General features: G+C 64.1%; 16 protein-coding genes. 15 read left to right on the top strand and 1 reads right to left on the bottom strand.

What is annotated here, in order from left to right:
• Window positions 1-31: 31 nt before the first annotated feature.
• The 14 genes from ATN38_RS23965 (at window position 32) to trmD (ending at window position 16,179) form a co-directional block, all read left to right on the top strand.
• A complete protein-coding gene (locus tag ATN38_RS23965; protein WP_003942740.1) occupies window positions 32-484 on the top strand; it encodes an OsmC family protein in 453 nt (150 codons plus the stop codon).
• Window positions 484-1,407, top strand: coding sequence for an SMP-30/gluconolactonase/LRE family protein (locus ATN38_RS23960; RefSeq protein ID WP_218748805.1), 924 nt, complete (start codon window positions 484-486; stop codon window positions 1,405-1,407). Before ATN38_RS23965 ends, ATN38_RS23960 begins: the two co-directional genes overlap by 1 nt.
• A 5-nt stretch (window positions 1,408-1,412) precedes the next feature.
• Window positions 1,413-1,697 (top strand): acylphosphatase, encoded by a 285-nt coding sequence (locus ATN38_RS23955; protein ID WP_007729313.1) that lies wholly within the window; start codon window positions 1,413-1,415, stop codon window positions 1,695-1,697.
• Window positions 1,698-1,723: 26 nt separating this feature from the next.
• Window positions 1,724-5,311 (top strand): chromosome segregation protein SMC, encoded by a 3,588-nt coding sequence (gene smc / locus ATN38_RS23950; RefSeq protein ID WP_218748803.1) that lies wholly within the window; start codon window positions 1,724-1,726, stop codon window positions 5,309-5,311.
• 42 nt (window positions 5,312-5,353) lie between these two features.
• A complete protein-coding gene (gene ftsY / locus ATN38_RS23945; protein ID WP_058226331.1) occupies window positions 5,354-6,781 on the top strand; it encodes a signal recognition particle-docking protein FtsY in 1,428 nt (475 codons plus the stop codon).
• A 247-nt stretch (window positions 6,782-7,028) separates the two neighbouring features.
• Window positions 7,029-8,288, top strand: coding sequence for an ammonium transporter (locus ATN38_RS23940; protein WP_042450902.1), 1,260 nt, complete (start codon window positions 7,029-7,031; stop codon window positions 8,286-8,288).
• Window positions 8,289-8,344: 56 nt separating this feature from the next.
• Window positions 8,345-8,683, top strand: coding sequence for a P-II family nitrogen regulator (locus ATN38_RS23935; protein ID WP_003942772.1), 339 nt, complete (start codon window positions 8,345-8,347; stop codon window positions 8,681-8,683).
• Window positions 8,673-11,180, top strand: a complete 2,508-nt coding sequence (locus ATN38_RS23930) for a [protein-PII] uridylyltransferase (protein WP_054187792.1) — start codon at window positions 8,673-8,675, stop codon at window positions 11,178-11,180. Before ATN38_RS23935 ends, ATN38_RS23930 begins: the two co-directional genes overlap by 11 nt.
• Before the next feature lie 115 nt (window positions 11,181-11,295).
• A complete protein-coding gene (gene ffh, locus ATN38_RS23925; protein ID WP_003942713.1) occupies window positions 11,296-12,873 on the top strand; it encodes a signal recognition particle protein in 1,578 nt (525 codons plus the stop codon).
• 3 nt (window positions 12,874-12,876) lie between these two features.
• Window positions 12,877-13,959, top strand: a complete 1,083-nt coding sequence (locus ATN38_RS23920) for an amidohydrolase family protein (RefSeq protein ID WP_218748801.1) — start codon at window positions 12,877-12,879, stop codon at window positions 13,957-13,959.
• A gap of 209 nt (window positions 13,960-14,168) precedes the next feature.
• Window positions 14,169-14,639 (top strand): 30S ribosomal protein S16, encoded by a 471-nt coding sequence (gene rpsP, locus ATN38_RS23915; protein WP_003942818.1) that lies wholly within the window; start codon window positions 14,169-14,171, stop codon window positions 14,637-14,639.
• Window positions 14,636-14,878, top strand: a complete 243-nt coding sequence (locus ATN38_RS23910) for an RNA-binding protein (RefSeq protein WP_003939023.1) — start codon at window positions 14,636-14,638, stop codon at window positions 14,876-14,878. The genes rpsP and ATN38_RS23910 overlap by 4 nt, the downstream gene beginning before the upstream one ends.
• Before the next feature lie 14 nt (window positions 14,879-14,892).
• Window positions 14,893-15,465 (top strand): ribosome maturation factor RimM, encoded by a 573-nt coding sequence (rimM, locus tag ATN38_RS23905; protein ID WP_218748799.1) that lies wholly within the window; start codon window positions 14,893-14,895, stop codon window positions 15,463-15,465.
• A gap of 9 nt (window positions 15,466-15,474) precedes the next feature.
• Window positions 15,475-16,179: a tRNA (guanosine(37)-N1)-methyltransferase TrmD gene (gene trmD, locus ATN38_RS23900; RefSeq protein WP_003942745.1), complete on the top strand. Its 705-nt coding sequence runs from the start codon at window positions 15,475-15,477 to the stop codon at window positions 16,177-16,179.
• On the opposite strand, the gene ATN38_RS23895 is transcribed toward trmD, so the two are convergent.
• On the bottom strand, window positions 16,176-16,751 hold the full coding sequence (locus ATN38_RS23895) for a dihydrofolate reductase family protein (RefSeq protein WP_065455565.1): 576 nt from the start codon (window positions 16,749-16,751) through the stop codon (window positions 16,176-16,178). The two genes, trmD and ATN38_RS23895, sit on opposite strands and share 4 nt — an antisense overlap.
• A 68-nt stretch (window positions 16,752-16,819) precedes the next feature.
• Between ATN38_RS23895 and ATN38_RS23890 the strand changes: the two genes are divergently transcribed.
• The gene (locus ATN38_RS23890; RefSeq protein WP_218748791.1) at window positions 16,820-17,398 is read left to right on the top strand and encodes a TetR/AcrR family transcriptional regulator; all 579 of its coding nucleotides are present in this window, start codon (window positions 16,820-16,822) and stop codon (window positions 17,396-17,398) included.
• Window position 17,399: the final 1 nt, after the last annotated feature.

Raw genomic sequence — 17,399 nt, 5'->3', positions numbered from 1 at the left:
CTTCGGTTCGGCGGAGTGGCAAGATTGCGTCATGGCTGAACAGACTCCCGACACCACTGCAACCGCCCCGGCTCACACGGAGCTTTGGGTCGAACGAACCGGAACCCGCCTCTACACCGGCAAGAGTTCGCGCGGCGCAGAGGTTCTCATCGGCTCCGAATCGGTGCCAGGAGTCTTCACGCCCGGCGAACTCCTCAAAATTGCACTGGCCGCATGCACCGGGATGAGCTCCGACTTCCCGATCTCTCGCCGGCTCGGTGACAACTACGACGCGACGGTCCGAGTGTCCGGAGCCGCCGATCGTGAAAACGAGGTCTACCCGCAGCTCGACGAGGTCCTCGAGCTCGATCTCAGCGAGTTGGATGCCGAGGCACAGCAGCGCCTCATCACTCTCGTCGAGCGTTCCGTGGACAAGGTATGCACGGTCGGGCGCACGCTCAAGGCCGGAACCAAGGTCACTCTGTCGTTCGACACGGAAGCCTGATGTTCCGCGCCGGCAGCGTTGTCGCTGCGATCGCACTGGGTTCCGTTGTGGCGCTGAGTGCTCCGGCGCAGGCCTCGGTCCCGGCCGACGGCTCGGCCGGTAGTTGCGGCACATGGACGTCGAGCGTCGTGGCGACTGGTGCCGGAATGCTCGAGAACCTCGAATTCGACGGCAACGGATCGATGGTGTTGTCGCAGTCGGCTCTGATCGGGCCGGGTGCACTGCTGAAAGTGGCGTCGGACGGTATCCGGACAACTTTGGTCGGTGACGTCACCGGACCTGGCGGTCTGGTCGCGCGTGAGGGATCCGTGTACTTCACCACGGGCAACTCGACTGTCTCGGGACTGCTCGGAATCGCCGACGGCAGCCTCCGCAAGGTCGACGTCGCAGACGGGTCGGTGACAACGATCGCCGACGGTCTGGTGATGCCGAACGGGCTTGTGCAGCTGGACGATAACCGTTTCCTCACTGCCCGCACACTCACCAGGCCGGGGCTCACGGTCGTCAACAGTGACGGAAGCAGTTCGATCGTTCGTGAAGACCTCGGCACCGTCGACGGCCTCGCACGCTCCGGTTCGACGATCTACGTGACGACGACCTTCGACATGGTCACCGCCGTCCACATCCTCGACGCAGACGATCTGGGCGGGCCGGTGCGAACGATCACGCTCCCCGGGTTCGGTCCGGCAAACATGGCGGACGATCTGACCGTCGGACCGGACGGCGCGTTGTACGTCGCATTCAATGCAGGCGGCAAAGTTGTTCGCGTCGATCCGGATTCGGGATCTTCGTGTGAGATCGCCTCGGGTCTGCCGTTCACATCTGCGGTCAAGTTCGGCGCCGGACCGGGCTGGGATCCCAACGCGCTCTACACCACCGGATTCCTGGGTGACGTTCACCGTCTCGAACGTGTGGCGGGCTGAGCGTCATGGCTGAAGCAGCGCCTGTGCGGTTGACGGCGTGGGTTCACGGATACGTTCAAGGCGTCGGGTTCCGGTGGTGGACCAGGGCCCGCGCTCTCGAACTCGGATTGATCGGATATGCGTCCAATCAGCGTGACGGTCGAGTGCTCGTCGTGGCGGAAGGCCAACGCACGCAGCTCGAGCGATTGGTGGAGCTGCTGCGCTCCGGCACTACCCCGGGCACGGTGGATCTCGTGGTCGACAGCTGGGACACCGCCAGGGGCGACCTGACAGGGTTCGTCGAACGCTGACCGGTTTGGCGGTAAAGTTTCCCCCCATGCACCTCAAGAGTCTGACACTCAAGGGATTCAAATCCTTTGCGTCGGCAACGACTCTTCGGTTCGAGCCGGGAATTACCTGTGTGGTCGGCCCGAACGGCTCGGGTAAATCCAACGTCGTCGATGCGTTGACCTGGGTGATGGGCGAGCAGGGCGCCAAGGCCCTGCGCGGCGGCAAGATGGAAGATGTCATCTTTGCCGGCACCTCCGGCCGCGCGCCGCTGGGCCGCGCCGAGGTGACCTTGACCATCGACAACGCCGACGGGGCGCTCCCGATCGAGTACTCCGAGGTGTCGATCACGCGCCGCATGTTCCGCGACGGCGCGGGGGAGTACGAGATCAACGGCTCGTCCTGCCGTCTGATGGACGTCCAGGAACTGCTCAGCGACTCCGGCATCGGCCGCGAAATGCATGTCATCGTCGGGCAGGGACGGCTCGCCGCGATCCTCGAATCCCGTCCCGAAGATCGACGCGCCTTCATCGAAGAAGCCGCGGGAGTCCTCAAACATCGCCGCCGCAAGGAAAAAGCGGTGCGCAAACTCGATTCCATGCAGGCCAATCTCGCTCGCCTCAGTGACCTCACCGCGGAACTGCGTCGGCAACTCAAACCGCTGGGACGCCAAGCCGAGGTTGCTCGGCGAGCACAGACGGTCCAGGCTGACCTGCGTGATGCAAAGATGCGTCTGGCTGCTGACGATCTGGTGACCCGTCGAAACCAGTTGAACGACCAGGCGCAGGACGAGAAAGCGGCCCGTGAACAGCACAACCAGGTGGCGGCTGCGCTCGACGAGGCCAACCTCGAACTCGGGCGCCAGGAGCAAGCTCTCGCTCGTCTGACTCCGGGATCGGAAGCCGCTGCGCAGAGTTGGTTCCAGCTTTCCGCGCTTGCCGAACGCGTCAACGCTACCGTGCGCATCGCCCGCGAGCGTGCGCGTCATCTCGACTCCGAACCTGTCGGCAACCGCGGCCAGGACCCGGACGAGATGGAGGCGCGCGCCGAACGTCTTGCTGCCGAGGAGGCCGAACTTCTCGAAGGCGTCGAAATCGCGCGAGCGGCGTCGGAAGCTGCTCGGGACCAGCTCGCAGCCACCGAAGATGCTGCAGCAGAAGCGGAACGGGCGCACATGGCGGAAGTTCGTGCCGTCGCCGACCGCCGTGAAGGTCTTGCTCGACTCTCCGGTCAGGTCGACACTCTGCGTACCCGCGTCGAATCCGTCGACGCGGAAGTGTCTCGGCTGACCGACGCGATCGACGAGGCTCGTCTGCGTGGCGATGCCGCACAGGCCGAGTTCGACACGGTGCAAGAAAGCATCGGGGACCTCGACGCCGGTGAAGTCGGCCTCGATACCAATCACGAACGCGCCATCGAGGCTCTCGAGATGATCGACGCGCGCGTCGAAGAGCTTCGTGAGGAAGAAAAAACGAGCGGGCAACGCATCGCTTCGCTCCGGGCGCGCATCGAGGCACTGTCGATGGGTCTGCAGCGCAAGGACGGTGGCGGCTGGCTGCTCGAACACCGCGGCGACGACGGCATCACCTCGCTGGTCGGATTGATTCACGTCGAACCCGGCTACGAGGCCGCGATCGCTGCCGCGATGGGGCCGGCAGCAGACGCCGTCGTGGCGCAGTCGCTGGACTCTGCTCGCTCCGCTGTCACAGCACTGGCCGATCAGGACGGTGGACGTGCATCACTGATCGTGAGCGGTGAACCGGCGATCAAGCGCGAGGCCGAGATCGCGCCGGGTAGTCGTCCGGCCGTCGACGTCATCGACTGCCCTGACGAGTTGCGTGCCGGATTGACCGCCATCCTCGATGGCGTCGTCCTGGTCGAGACTCTCGATGACGCGATTCGAGTTGTTGCTGACCACAAGGGAATTCGTGCAGTGACGCGTTCCGGCGATCTGCACGGTTCGGGGTGGATGATCGGTGGCTCGGATCGGCAACCGAGCACGCTCGAGGTGCAGGCGGCGATCGACGCGTCAGCAGCGGAACTGGCGGCAACGGAGAGCCGATCCGAGGAACTCGACGCTGCGCTGTCCGGCGCTCTGGCCGAACAAGCCGCTCGACGCGAGACCGCGGAGCAAACTTTGGCAGCGCTCAACGAGTCGGACGCCGCCATGTCCGCCATCTACGAGCAGTTGGGCAGATTGGGGCAGGCAGCACGAGTCGCCCACGCGGAATCCGAGCGGTTGACCGCCCAGCGAGTGCGTGCCGAGGAGGGACGCGGTGAGTCGCTGACAAAGCTCGCGGATCTGGAGGAACGTCTGCGCGTCGCCGAAACCGACGGCAGTGCACCGGGACACGGTGCGGAATCGACCGCTGCTGATCGCGAAATGGCCGCAGCAGCGCTCGCCGAAGTGCGCATCGTCGAAATGGATGCTCGCCTTGCCGTGCGCACCGCCGAAGAGCGTGCGGAATCCGTACGCGGAAAGGCTGATTCGCTTCGCCGCGCCGCGGCCGCCGAACGAGAAGCGCGGATCCGCGCCGAACGGGCTCTGCGCGCCAGGGCGCACGCTGCGGAGGTCGCAGCTGCCGTGGCCGAATCGGGACAGCGTGTGGCGGCCGAACTCGAGACCGTCGTCGCCGCGGCTCTTGCTCACCGTGACGAGTTGGCTCGGGCCCGCACCGAGTGCACGGCCAAGCTGGATCAGGTCCGCGAGATAGTCCGAGCACTGACTGGACAACTCGCTTCGCTCACCGACGCCGTCCACCGCGACGAGGTAGCGAAGGCACAGGCAGCGCTGCGCATCGAACAACTCGAGGAGTCGATCCTCGATCAGTACGGTATCGGCCTCGACGATCTGATCGCCGAGTACGGGCCCGAGGTCGAACTGCCGCCGACCGCTCTCGAAATCGAGGAGTACGAGCAGGCCAAGGAGCGTGGGGAGCAGGTCACCGCCCCCGCTCCGCTTCCGTACGACCGCGCGACTCAGGAACGGCGCGCCAAGCGGGCCGAGAAGGACCTCGCCACCCTCGGCAAGGTTAATCCGCTGGCGCTCGAGGAATTCGCAGCTCTCGAGGAGCGGTACACCTTCCTCTCCACTCAGCTCGAGGACGTCAAGACCGCACGCAAGGACCTTCTTGCTGTGGTCGCAGACGTCGACGCACGAATTCTGCAGGTGTTCACCGAGGCCTATGCCGACGTCGAGCGTGAGTTCGTGGGAGTGTTCGAGAAATTGTTTCCCGGGGGAGAAGGGCGGCTGGTCCTCACCGATCCCTCGGACATGCTCACCACCGGCATCGAAGTCGAGGCGCGTCCGCCCGGTAAGAAGGTCAAACGGTTGTCGTTGCTGTCGGGCGGCGAGAAGTCGTTGACCGCGGTGGCCATGCTGGTCGCGATCTTCCGGGCACGCCCGTCCCCGTTCTACGTGATGGACGAAGTCGAGGCGGCGTTGGACGACACCAACCTGCGGCGGCTGATCGGACTCTTCGAACAATTGCGGGAGAAGTCGCAGTTGATCGTGATCACTCACCAGAAACCGACGATGGAAATCGCCGATGCGTTGTACGGCGTCAGCATGCGCGGCGACGGCATCACCACCGTGATTTCGCAGCGACTTCGCGGTCAAGACATGGCCTCGACGTAAGCCCTGCTCACTTTCCGGGTCGGAGCCTGAAACAATGGGCCGGTGACTACCCAGGCTTGGATCATCATCGCGGCTGTAGCGGCCGTACTACTCGTCGTTCTCGTTGCCGGATTCCTGCGCTACCGCAAGGGGCAGGTATCGCTGAAGGCGCCCGAGACGAAGCCGGAGCTCGGCGCCCCCGAGAAGGACAAGTCAGGCGGCTACAAGGCCGGTGGCGGGTTCAACTTCAGTCAGGGGTCGACGGCAACGGCGCCACCTCCGGTGGTTCCGACACCTCCGGTCGCCGAGAAGCCGCCCGTCGTCGAAGAACCTGTCGTCGAAAAGCCGATCGTCGAAGAACCTGTTGCGGAGAAGCCGGCCGTTGTCGAGGAGCCGGTTGTCGAAGAACCCGCTGTTGTCGAGGAACCGGTTGTCGAAGAGCCGGTAATCGAAAAGCCGGTCGTAGAAGAACCAGCGGTAGCAGAACCTGTTGTCGAAGAACCTGTCGTTCCCGAACCTGTTGTCGTTCCCGAACCCGTCGAGCCTGCACCGCGCGTGCTGGACGAGATCGACCCGACCGAGGGTCGGTTGGACCGACTGCGCGGGCGCCTTTCCCGCTCGCAGTCAGCAGTCGGCAAGAGCTTGCTGGGTCTGCTCGGTGGCGGCGATCTGGACGAGGACTCCTGGGAAGAAGTCGAGGACACCCTCCTCATCGCGGACCTCGGCTCCGCGACCACGGAAAAAGTCGTCACGAAGCTTCGTGAGCAGATGGCGGCCCGCAGCGTCCGGACCGAGGCTGCCGCCCGCGCCCTTCTGCGCGAGGTGTTGATCGCCGAACTGCGTCCCGAACTGGACCGCTCCATCCGCGCATTGCCGCACGATGATCACCCGGCTGTTCTGCTCGTCGTCGGCGTCAACGGGACCGGCAAGACAACCACCACCGGCAAGCTGGCTCGCGTGCTCGTCGCCGACGGTCGTCGCGTCGTGCTCGGTGCCGCGGACACGTTCCGCGCCGCCGCCGCCGATCAGCTCCAGACGTGGGCCGAGCGTGTCGGCGCTGAAGTTGTTCGTGGCAAGGAGGGTGGCGATCCCGCTGCGATTGCCTTCGACGCGGTCTCACGGGGCATCGCGGACGGCGTCGACGTGGTCCTGATCGACACCGCCGGCCGTCTGCACACCAAGACCGGTCTGATGGACGAGCTCGGCAAGGTCAAGCGGGTTATCGAGAAGAAGGCCTCGGTCGACGACGTTCTGCTGGTTCTCGATGCGACGGTCGGCCAGAACGGATTGGCGCAGGCTCGAGTGTTCGCGGAGGTCGTGGACATCACCGGCGTCGTACTGACCAAGCTGGACGGAACCGCCAAGGGCGGAATCGTCTTCCAGGTTCAGCATGAACTGGGTGTGCCGGTGAAGTTGGTCGGCCTCGGTGAAGGTGCCGACGACCTGGCGCCGTTCGAGCCGGGTGCGTTCGTCGACGCCCTCCTGGGCTGACGCCCCCGTGCGCCTTTTCGGTAGCGCGAACTACCAAAAAGGCGCACAGGGTCGGTAGAACCCCCTGGCGAAACCTGTTTGCAACAAATTTGGGCAATTGGTTCACGTCTGCGAAACGCGACAGCGCCATGGACGAAACACCAGCCCAGCACTCTTCTCCTTAACGACGTGCTGCCCGGCACGTGCGACTAGGAGGTAGTAAGTGAGTACCGACGATTTGTTGGCGAACTCCGGTAACGCCGCATGGATGCTGATGGCTGCATCTCTGGTCTTGCTGATGACACCCGGCCTCGCTTTCTTCTACGGCGGGATGTCTCGGTCCAAGTCCGTCCTGAACATGATGATGATGTCCTTCGGGGCCATGGCCGTCATCGGCGTCATCTACGTTCTGTGGGGATGGTCGATGTCCTACGGCACCGAGAACATCGGGGGCATTTTTGCCAACCCGTTCGAGTTCTTCGGCCTCAAGAACAGCATCACCGATGCTGACGGCAACTTCATCGCCGGCGCCTGGGGCTACCCCAACGTCATCGACATCGCGTTCCAGGTGACATTCGCGATCATCACCACCGCCCTCATCAGTGGTGCCCTGGCCGAGCGGGTCAAGTTCGGCACCTGGCTCCTGTTCTCGGGTATCTGGGTCACCGTCGTCTACTTCCCGCTCGCACACATGGTGTGGGGTGGCGGACTCCTCTCGGGTTCCGAGGACGGCATCGCGGCAAAGCTCTTCGGCACCACGGTCAACGACGACGGAGTCACCGTCGCCAACGTCGCTCCGATCGACTTCGCCGGTGGCACAGTCGTTCACATCAACGCGGGTATGGCCGGTCTGGTCCTCGCACTCATCGTCGGCAAGCGTCTCGGCTTCGGCAAGACCGCCTTCCGTCCGCACAACCTGCCCTTCGTGATGCTCGGCGCCGCACTCCTCTGGTTCGGTTGGTTCGGCTTCAACGCCGGCTCGGCATTCGCCGCCGACGGTAACGCCGGTCTCGCCTGGGTCAACACGACCACCGCGACGTGTGCCGCAGTCCTGGCCTGGCTCGCTACCGAGCGTATTCGTGACGGCCACGCCACCAGCCTCGGCGCAGCTTCCGGTGCGGTCGCCGGTCTGGTCGCCATCACCCCTGCTGCCGGTGCGCTCAACCCGGTCGGTTCCATCTTCCTCGGCGCAGTAGCCGGCATCCTGTCCGCTCTCGCAGTCGGCCTGAAGTTCCGCTTCGGCTTCGACGACTCGCTCGACGTCGTCGGTGTTCACCTTGTCTCCGGCCTGTGGGGCACGATCGGTATCGGATTCTTCGGCACCGCAACCGGCCTCTTCTACGGCGGCGACTACAAGCAACTGGTGGTTCAGATCGTGATCGCACTCGCAGCACTCGTCTTCACCGGCGTTCTGACGACGATCATCGGCTTCGCACTCAAGCCCCTGGGCTGGCGAATCTCGGCCGAGGACGAGGCACGCGGCATCGATGAGACCGAACACGCAGAGACCGCATACGACCTCGCGTGATCAGCACGTGATTAAAGTGAATTCAGGCACTTCAGAGTTTGGAAAGGGATGAGCACATGAAGCTGATCACAGCAATCGTCAAGCCGTTCACGCTCGAGGACGTCAAGACCGGACTCGAGCAGGCCGGAGTGCTGGGTATGACAGTCAGCGAAGTTCAGGGCTACGGCCGACAGAAGGGCCACACCGAGGTGTACCGAGGCGCGGAGTACTCCGTGGACTTCGTACCCAAGGTCCGGGTCGAGGTCGTCGTCGACGACGCGGCCGTTGACAAGGTGGTCGAGGTGATCGTCGAGGCCGCTCGAACCGGCAAGATCGGTGACGGCAAGGTGTGGGTCTCGCCAGTCGAGTCGGTCATCCGGGTTCGCACCGGGGAACGCGGTGGCGATGCACTCTGACCCGAAAGGGTCCGAGAACTTCGGCCCTGGTTCCGTCGCGAAAGCGACGGGGCCAGGGCCGGTCTCGTCAGGGGGATCCGACGAAGCTGCGGACCTGGCCCGCGCACGCAAGGCCCTACTCACCGGAGGCGTCAAGAACAGGAGGCTCGACGCCCCCGCGCTGCGACATGCACTGGTCGATCTGCACGAATTCTGGTTGACCACCAAGGGGACCGAACTGGGCATCAAACCGGATTGTGGGTTTGCCATCGTCGCCGTGGGTGGTCTCGGCCGACGCGAACTGCTGCCGTATTCCGATCTCGATCTGATTCTGCTGCATGACGACATGGACCCGGCGGTCGTGGCCCAGGTCGCGGACAGCCTGTGGTACCCGCTGTGGGACGCGCACATCAAACTCGACCACAGCGTGCGGACGCTTCCGCAGGCGCTTCAGGTTGCGGCCACCGACATGACGGCGGCACTCGGAATGCTCGAAGCACGCCACATTGCCGGCGATGTGGAGCTGAGCAACCTGCTGATCAGTGGTGTCCGTCGACAGTGGCGCATGGACATCCGCAGCCGGTTCGACGAATTGATCACCCAGACCCGTACGAGGTGGGAGCGCAGCGGCGAGATCGCCCATCGCGCCGAACCGGATCTCAAGAGCGGTCGTGGCGGGCTGCGAGACGTCCAACTGCTCAACGCCCTGTCCATCGCGCAATTGACCGACGGGATGCCGGGGCTGGGACCCAACTCGCCCGGCGGCGGTCTGGCACTTGCGCACAGGCGGTTGCTCGACGTGCGCACCGAACTTCACCGCGTTGCCGGTCGCGCCCGCGACCAACTGCGAGCACAGGACGCCGACGAGATCGGTGCGGCGCTACGGATCGGTGATCGATTCGATCTGGCCCGCCTTCTCAGCGAATCGGCGCGCACCATCAGCTATTCGGTCGACGTCGGTATCCGTACCGCCGGAAACTCCTTGCCCCGGCGTGGTTTGTCGCGGCTGCGTCGCGCGCCGGTGCGACGACCACTGGACGAGGGTGTCGTCGAGCATGCCGGCGAAGTAGTTCTGGCGCGCGATGCGAGACCGAAGAAGGATCCCGGTCTGGTGATGCGGGTCGCGGCAGCGGCGGCCACCAACGGCATGCCGATCTCCGCGTCGACGCTCAATCGCCTGGCGGACAATGCCCCCGAATTGCGTGAACCGTGGCCGAAAAATGCAGTCAACGATCTCTTGGTCGTGCTGGGTTCGGGATCGCGTGCGGTTCCGGTGATCGAGGCGATGGACCGGACCGGGCTCTGGGGTCGACTCCTGCCGGAGTGGGGGACCATTCGCGATCTTCCGCCGCGCGACGCCGTCCACACGTGGACGGTGGATCGGCACCTGGTCGAAACCGCCGCGTATGCAAGCGGATTCACCACTCGCGTCGCTCGGCCGGATCTGCTCATGCTCGGTGCGTTGATCCACGACATCGGGAAGGGGCGAGGGGGAGACCACAGCGTAGTCGGTGCCGAATTGGCCACCGCGATCGGAAATCGCTTGGGACTCTGGCCTTCCGACGTCGCGACGTTGACGGCGATGGTGCGCTACCACTTGCTGTTGCCGGAAACCGCCACCCGTCGCGACCTCGACGATCCGGCAACGGTGCAGCGAGTGGTCGACGCACTCGAGGGAGACGGGACCCTTCTCGATCTCCTGCATTCGTTGGCGGAAGCGGATTCGCTGGCCACCGGGCCTGGTGTCTGGGGCGACTGGAAGTCGTCGTTGATCGGCGAGCTGGTGCGTCGTTGTCGTTTGCTGATGGCAGGGGAGGAGCTCCCGCAACCCGATCCACTCGCTCCCGAGCAATTGGCCATCGCCGAGGAGGGCGGGGTTCACGTCTCGCTCGTTCCGGCCGAGAATGCGCACACCTACGTCGTGACCGTCATCGCGCCCGACGCTCCCGGGCTGCTGTCTCGGGCTGCCGGAGTTCTGGCGCTGCAGTCCTTGCGGGTGCATTCCGCATCGGTGGGGTCGCATGCAGGTTCGGCGGTCAACTCGTTTGTCGTGACGCCGAGGTTCGGCACACCCCCGCAGGCGGTGCTGCTCCGGCAGGAATTGATCCGGGCTTCGGCCGGTGAACTGAATTTGCTCGAACTTCTCGACGCGAAGGACGAGGAGGCACGGGCAGAGCAGTGGGACGACCCGATCCAGACCAACAAGGATTCCGCGGTTCCGGTGCTCTATGCGCAGGCGCCGCCGCGGGTCATCTGGTTCGACGCGCCCGGTGACGGTCAGGCGATCCTCGAATTGCGTACCGAGGACCGCGTCGGCCTGCTCTGCCGACTGGCCGCAGCACTCGAACACAGTGGAGCCGACATCCGGTGGGCGAAGGTCGCCACCTTGGGTTCCTCGGTGGTCGACGCGTTCTGCCTCGACTTCGGTGAGGCCGATACCCGCGCGGCGCGAGAGCGCGTCGAGGAGGCGGTGCTGGCGGTGGTTCCGGTGCCACAACCCAAGAAGAAAGAGGATTGACGGACCGGTTTCGGCAGTTACGCCCGCATCGGCTGGGATCGGTGCGGGCGTAGCGGCTAGGCTGGTGCCCGAGAATATCCACGGCTAACTCGCACGACCTTCAGGAGCGCACTCGGTGTTCGAATCCCTTTCCGACAGATTGACCGGATCTCTCAAGGATCTGCGTGGCAAGGGTCGTCTGTCCGGCGCCGACATCGACGCTACGGCCCGCGAGATCCGCCTTGCCCTGCTCGAGGCCGACGTCGCGCTTCCCGTAGTGCGCAGCTTCATCGCCAAGATCAAGGAACGCGCCAAGGGCGCCGAGGTCTCGGGTGCACTGAACCCGGCTCAGCAGGTCGTCAAGATCGTCAACGAAGAACTGGTCGAGGTTCTCGGCGGCGAAACTCGTCGACTGCAGTTCGCCAAGACTCCGCCGACGGTCATCATGTTGGCCGGTCTGCAGGGTTCCGGTAAGACCACGCTGGCCGGAAAGTTGGCCAAGTGGCTCAAGGATCAGGGGCACACGCCCCTCCTCGTCGCCTGTGACCTTCAGCGTCCCGGCGCCGTCACTCAGCTTCAGATCGTCGGTGAGCGTGCAGGCGCGGCAGTCTTCGCGCCGCATCCCGGTACCTCCATCGGCGGCGGCGAGAACGCACTGGGCGTGTCCGCAGCCGACCCCGTCGAGGTCGCCCGCGCCGGCGTCGAAGAAGCACGCAACAAGCATTACGACGTCGTGATCGTCGACACCGCCGGTCGCCTCGGTATCGACTCGGAGCTGATGGCGCAGGCCGCCGGTATCCGTGACGCCGTCAACCCGGACGAGACCATCTTCGTCCTCGACGCCATGATCGGTCAGGACGCGGTCAGCACGGCCGACGCTTTCCGTGAGGGAGTCGGCATCACCGGTGTCGTCCTCACCAAGCTCGACGGCGACGCCCGCGGTGGTGCCGCGCTGAGCGTCCGCGAGGTCACCGGCCAGCCGATCCTCTTCGCCTCCACCGGCGAGAAGCTCGAAGACTTCGACGTCTTCCATCCCGATCGCATGGCCAGCCGGATCCTCGGCATGGGCGACGTCCTGAGCCTCATCGAGCAGGCCGAGCAGGTTTTCGACGCCGATCAGGCCGAAGCCACCGCAGCGAAGATCGGTTCCGGTCAGCTCACCCTCGAAGACTTCCTCGATCAGATGATGGCCGTCCGCAAGATGGGCCCGATCGGCAACCTCCTCGGTATGCTGCCGGGTGCCGGCGGCATGAAGGACGCGCTTGCCAACGTCGACGAGAAGCAACTCGATCGCATTCAGGCCATCATCCGCGGTATGACGCCGGCCGAGCGCGACGATCCGAAGATCATCAACGCCTCACGCCGACTGCGCATCGCGAACGGTTCGGGCGTCAAGGTTTCCGACGTCAACCAGTTGGTGGATCGTTTCTTCGAAGCCCGCAAGATGATGGCTGCCATGGCCGGCCGTATGGGCATGCCCGGCGCGCGTAAGCAGGTTCGCAGCAAGAAGGGCAAGAAGGGCAAGAAGGGCGGCAAGGGCCCGACGCAGCCCAAGATGCGCGGAGGATTCCCCGGCATGGGCGGATTCCCGGGTATGCCCGGCGGAATGCCGGCCGGCATGCCCGACCTGTCGAACATGCCCAAGGGTCTCGATCAGTTGCCGCCCGGACTGGAAGGCATCGATCTCTCCCAGCTCAAGCTGCCCAAGAAGTAGTCGGTGGCTGCGCTTCATCTGCGGGGTATCGGTCTGCCCGATGCCGAGCCGATCGAATTGTGGATCGTCGACGGGCTGATTTCCTTCGAGCCGGTGTCCGGTGCGGAGACGATCGTCGAATCGGGTTGGATCACACCGGGTCTCGTGGATGCGCACTGTCACGTCGGTATCCGCTACGGCGGTGGCGGCGGCGAAACCGTCGATGGCTTGCTGGGGCAGGCGAAGACCGAACGTGACGCGGGCGTGCTGTTGCTTCGTGACGCCGGATCGCCGGTCGACACCAGGTTCATCGACGAGCGCCTCGATCTGCCGCGGATCATTCGCGCAGGTCAGCACATCGCAGCACCGAAGCGGTACATCCCGGGCCTGCCGGTCGACCTGGACGACGAATCTCAGTTGCCGGCCGAGGTGGTGCGTCAGGCACGCGCCGGTGACGGTTGGGTCAAGCTCGTCGGGGACTGGATCGATCGTTCCATCGGTGACCTCGCCCCGTTGTGGAGCGACGAGATTCTGGTCGAGGCCATCGCTGCCGCCCATGCCGAAGGCGCAAGGGTCACCGCTCACGTCTTTGCCGAGGATGCTCTGCCCGGCCTGATCAACGCCGGCATCGACTGCATCGAGCACGGCACCGGATTGACGGACGCAACCATCGAGTTGATGGTCGCTCACGGCACGGCCTTGGTTCCGACGCTGATCAACATCGCAACTTTCCCCGAGATCGCGGACTCCGCCACGCGGTATCCGATCTACGCGGCGCACATGCGGGATCTGCACGCTCGTCGACATCGGACGATCGGTGCCGCTCACGAGGCCGGGATTCCGATCTATGCCGGAACGGATGCCGGCGGATCGATCAGGCACGGGCGGATCGCCGACGAGATCGCCGAACTCGAAGTTGCCGGTTTGACGGCGCATCAGGCGCTGGGCGCAGGCTGCTGGGACGCGCGGAGTTGGTTGGGTGCGCAGGGGATCGAAGAAGGAGCGCCCGCCGACCTGGTGGTTTATTCCGAAGATCCGCGCGTAAACCCCGATGTGCTCGCGAAGCCGATGCGTGTGATCCTCCGCGGAACCCCCGTGAGCGGTTAGGGAGTCCCCGCTCTCTCGAAGCGCGCACAGGGTGGTTTCCGAACGAGCCCACCCATCTGGCACAATGGACCATTGTTCGTCGCAACCGGTTACGTACCGCTGCGACGGTCACAGGATAGAGGCAAAACCGGGCTCACAAATCGTGTGGGTCGCTGAATTGCACGTGACATGCGCAGCACTGTTGTGCGCGCTGAAGGAGAACTGCAGCTGTGGCTGTCAAAATCAAGCTCACCCGCCTCGGCAAGATCCGCAACGCTCAGTACCGCGTTGTCATCGCCGACTCGCGCACCCGTCGTGACGGCCGTGCGATCGAGACCATCGGCAAGTACCACCCCAAGGAAGAGCCCTCGCTGATCGACATCGATTCCGAGCGCGCTCAGTACTGGCTGTCCGTGGGCGCACAGCCCACCGAGCCCGTCGAGGCACTCCTCAAGATCACCGGTGACTGGCAGAAGTTCAAGGGCCTGCCGGGCACCGAAGGCACCCTGCGCGTCAAGGAAGCCAAGCCCACCAAGCTCGAGCTCTTCCAGGCTGCGCTCGCGCAGGCCGAGAACGAGCCGGTTGCAGAAGCAATCACCCCCAAGAAGAAGAAGGCTGCAAAGGCTGACGAGGCCAAGGCAGAAGACACCGCGGCTGACGCCGAGGCTCCCGCTGCAGACGCCGAGGCTGCTGACAAGTGAGTGCCGTCGTCGCTGATGCGGTAGAGCATCTCGTGCGTGGCATCGTCGCCAATCCCGACGATGTGCGCGTCGAGCTGATCACCGGACGTCGGGGACGGACCGTCGAGGTGCACGTGCACCCAGACGATCTCGGCAAGGTCATCGGTCGGGGTGGTCGCACTGCGACCGCTCTGCGGACCTTGGTCTCCGGCATCGGTGGCCGCGGTATCCGTGTTGATGTCGTCGACACCGATCAGTAGACGGCAGTAAACAGGTGGAACTCGTAGTCGGTCGTGTCGCGAAGTCGCATGGCATCAAAGGTGAATTGGTAGTCGAGGTTCGTACAGACGAGCCCGAGGATCGTTTTGCCGTAGGTTCCGTGCTGCGTGGGCGCAAGCCGCGCGAGTCCACACTGAAGTCGTACACAGTGGAAGCCGCCCGGGATCATTCCGGGCGGCTTCTGCTGCGCCTGGAAGGCGTCAGTGACCGTGGCGACGCAGATGCGTTGCGCGGCACACTGTTTGTCATCGACAGTTCCGAACTCGAGCCTTCGGATGATCCGGACGAGTTCTACGATCACGAACTCGAAGGACTGAAGGTCGTCCTCACGGACGGCACCGAGATCGGTTCGGTCATCGAGGTATTGCATTCCGCCGCAGGCGAATTGCTCTCTATTCGCCGCGCCGGTGAGACGTCCGGTGAATTGCTGATCCCGTTTGTCGCAGCCATCGTCACCTCGGTGTCGATCGCCGACGGCGTCGTGGTGATCGAGCCCCCCGAGGGACTGCTCGACCCGGACTTCGGTGACAAGTCGAACAGCGACAATTCGAACTCCGACAGCGACTGATCGCTTGTCATGCGTCTCGATGTAGTCACCATCTTTCCCGAGTATCTCGAACCGCTTCGTGCTGCCTTGCTGGGCAAGGCAATCGAACGTGGCTTGATCTCGGTCGACGTCCACGATCTTCGGTCGTGGACCCATGACGTGCACAAAGCCGTCGACGATTCCCCGTATGGCGGCGGACCCGGCATGGTCATGAAACCCACCGTCTGGGGCCCGGCACTGGACGACGTGATCGGGCGCTCCGATTCTTCCGGCCCCGATGATGCCGAGACCATTCTGGTGGTGCCCACTCCCGCCGGCGTTCCGTTCACCCAGGAGACCGCGCACCGCTGGTCCAACGCCAAGCACCTTGTGTTTGCCTGCGGCCGATACGAAGGTATCGATCAACGGGTTTTCGACGACGCCGCCAAGCGGGTCAGAGTCGAAGAAGTCAGCATCGGCGATTACGTCCTGATCGGCGGCGAAGCAGCGGTGCTGGTGATGGTCGAGGCTGTCGTGCGACTGATGCCCGGCGTTCTCGGCAATCAGCTTTCACACCAAGAGGATTCGTTTTCCGACGGCCTTCTCGAAGGGCCTAGCTACACTCGCCCGGCTGTGTGGCGCGACCTCGAAGTTCCGCCGGTGCTTCTCTCCGGTGATCACGCGAAGATCAAAGCGTGGCGCCATGAGCAGTCGCTGCAGCGCACGGCCGAGCGTCGACCGGATCTTCTTCCTTAGGTATTTCGCTTCAACCAGGTGATGCTTGCGCCGTCGTCGAGCGATTCGGTTGTAGTCGGTGTGAACGGTGTCGGCTCGAAGTTACCTCTGATCATCGGTATGCCTGCGCCGGCGACTACCGGATACCTCTTGATGATCAACTCGTCGATCTCCGGTAGTAGTTCGCCGGCGAGAGTTCCGCCGCCACACAGCCAGATATCTTGTCCTTCTTCCTCTTTGAGAGATCTGACTACCCCAAGCGGATCGGCGCGAACGATGGTGACGGGGGGATCCTCGGCGTCAGGGATGGTTGTGGAGACGACGAACTGACGCAGGTGCGCGAAGGGGCTTTTCACTCCGGCGGCCAGCCCAGGCTCGTAGGAGCCGCGGCCCATGACGACCGTGTCGAAGGTCTTGTTGGGAGCGTCCTCGATTCCGAGAGCGGGCCGCACATGCGTTGGCACGGTTTCAGGATATCGATCGCATATCCAGGCCGTGATCTGTTCGGAGACCGGGAGGAAATCGAATTCGCCACCAGGCCCCGCGATGTATCCGTCGAGGGAAGCTCCCACGTAGTACACAAGCTTTCGCATATAACGCTCCGTTCGTAGTACTATGTTTGTAGTGGTTTAACTTAGGGTCGTGTCAGGAGTGATGTCAAGTGCGAAAGAACCCGGAACGCCGGCTTGCCCTGATCGACGCGGCAATCGAGGTGTTGGCCCGAGAGGGTGCTCGAGGCTTGACGTTTCGAGCCGTCGACGCCCAGGCAGCAGTGCCGAACGGGACAGCGTCGAACTACTTCTCCAATCGCGACGACCTGCTCACTCAAGCGGGTGGCCGGATCTACGAGCGACTGATTCCGGAGGACCTCGAAGGGATGATCGATCCCGTCAACGGCACCGATCGTGAGCGCCTGGTGACGCTCATGCTCGACGTGGTCGAGCGCGTCACCTCGTTCGGAACGGGTTTCCTCGCGCTCATGGAGTTGCGACTGGAGGCGACGCGTCGACCGGACCTGCGTGCGGTACTGACCGTCCGCATCCGAGAAGACTTCGATCTGAACGTAGCCAATCATCTGGCGTCGGGCGTGCTGGGTGATGCGATGACCGTTCGCCTGCTCTATTTGTCGCTGAACTGGCTCGCACTGGATCGACTCACATTGCCGAACCTGTTCGGAGAGGAAGATATTCGGACGATCGTCGAGGCGGCGGTGGATCGAGCGCTACCCCGCGAATCGTAGA

It is taken from the genome of Rhodococcus sp. FH8 (genome assembly GCF_019266085.1).
GTDB classification, from domain to species: Bacteria; Actinomycetota; Actinomycetes; order Mycobacteriales; family Mycobacteriaceae; genus Rhodococcus_F; species Rhodococcus_F qingshengii.
This window is presented reverse-complemented; position numbering and strand designations above follow the sequence as displayed.

Excerpts from the sequence above, each read along its gene's own strand:
- ATN38_RS23965 (WP_003942740.1), top strand. The coding sequence starts at position 32 with ATGGCTGAACAGACTCCCGACACCACTGCAACCGCCCCGGCTCACACG.
- smc (WP_218748803.1), top strand. The coding sequence starts at position 1,724 with ATGCACCTCAAGAGTCTGACACTCAAGGGATTCAAATCCTTTGCGTCG.
- ATN38_RS23930 (WP_054187792.1), top strand. The coding sequence starts at position 8,673 with ATGCACTCTGACCCGAAAGGGTCCGAGAACTTCGGCCCTGGTTCCGTC.
- ATN38_RS23960 (WP_218748805.1), top strand. The coding sequence starts at position 484 with ATGTTCCGCGCCGGCAGCGTTGTCGCTGCGATCGCACTGGGTTCCGTT.
- ATN38_RS23935 (WP_003942772.1), top strand. The coding sequence starts at position 8,345 with ATGAAGCTGATCACAGCAATCGTCAAGCCGTTCACGCTCGAGGACGTC.
- ATN38_RS23940 (WP_042450902.1), top strand. The coding sequence starts at position 7,029 with ATGCTGATGGCTGCATCTCTGGTCTTGCTGATGACACCCGGCCTCGCT.
- ATN38_RS23895 (WP_065455565.1), bottom strand. The coding sequence starts at position 16,751 with ATGCGAAAGCTTGTGTACTACGTGGGAGCTTCCCTCGACGGATACATC.
- trmD (WP_003942745.1), top strand. The coding sequence starts at position 15,475 with ATGCGTCTCGATGTAGTCACCATCTTTCCCGAGTATCTCGAACCGCTT.
- ATN38_RS23955 (WP_007729313.1), top strand. The coding sequence starts at position 1,413 with ATGGCTGAAGCAGCGCCTGTGCGGTTGACGGCGTGGGTTCACGGATAC.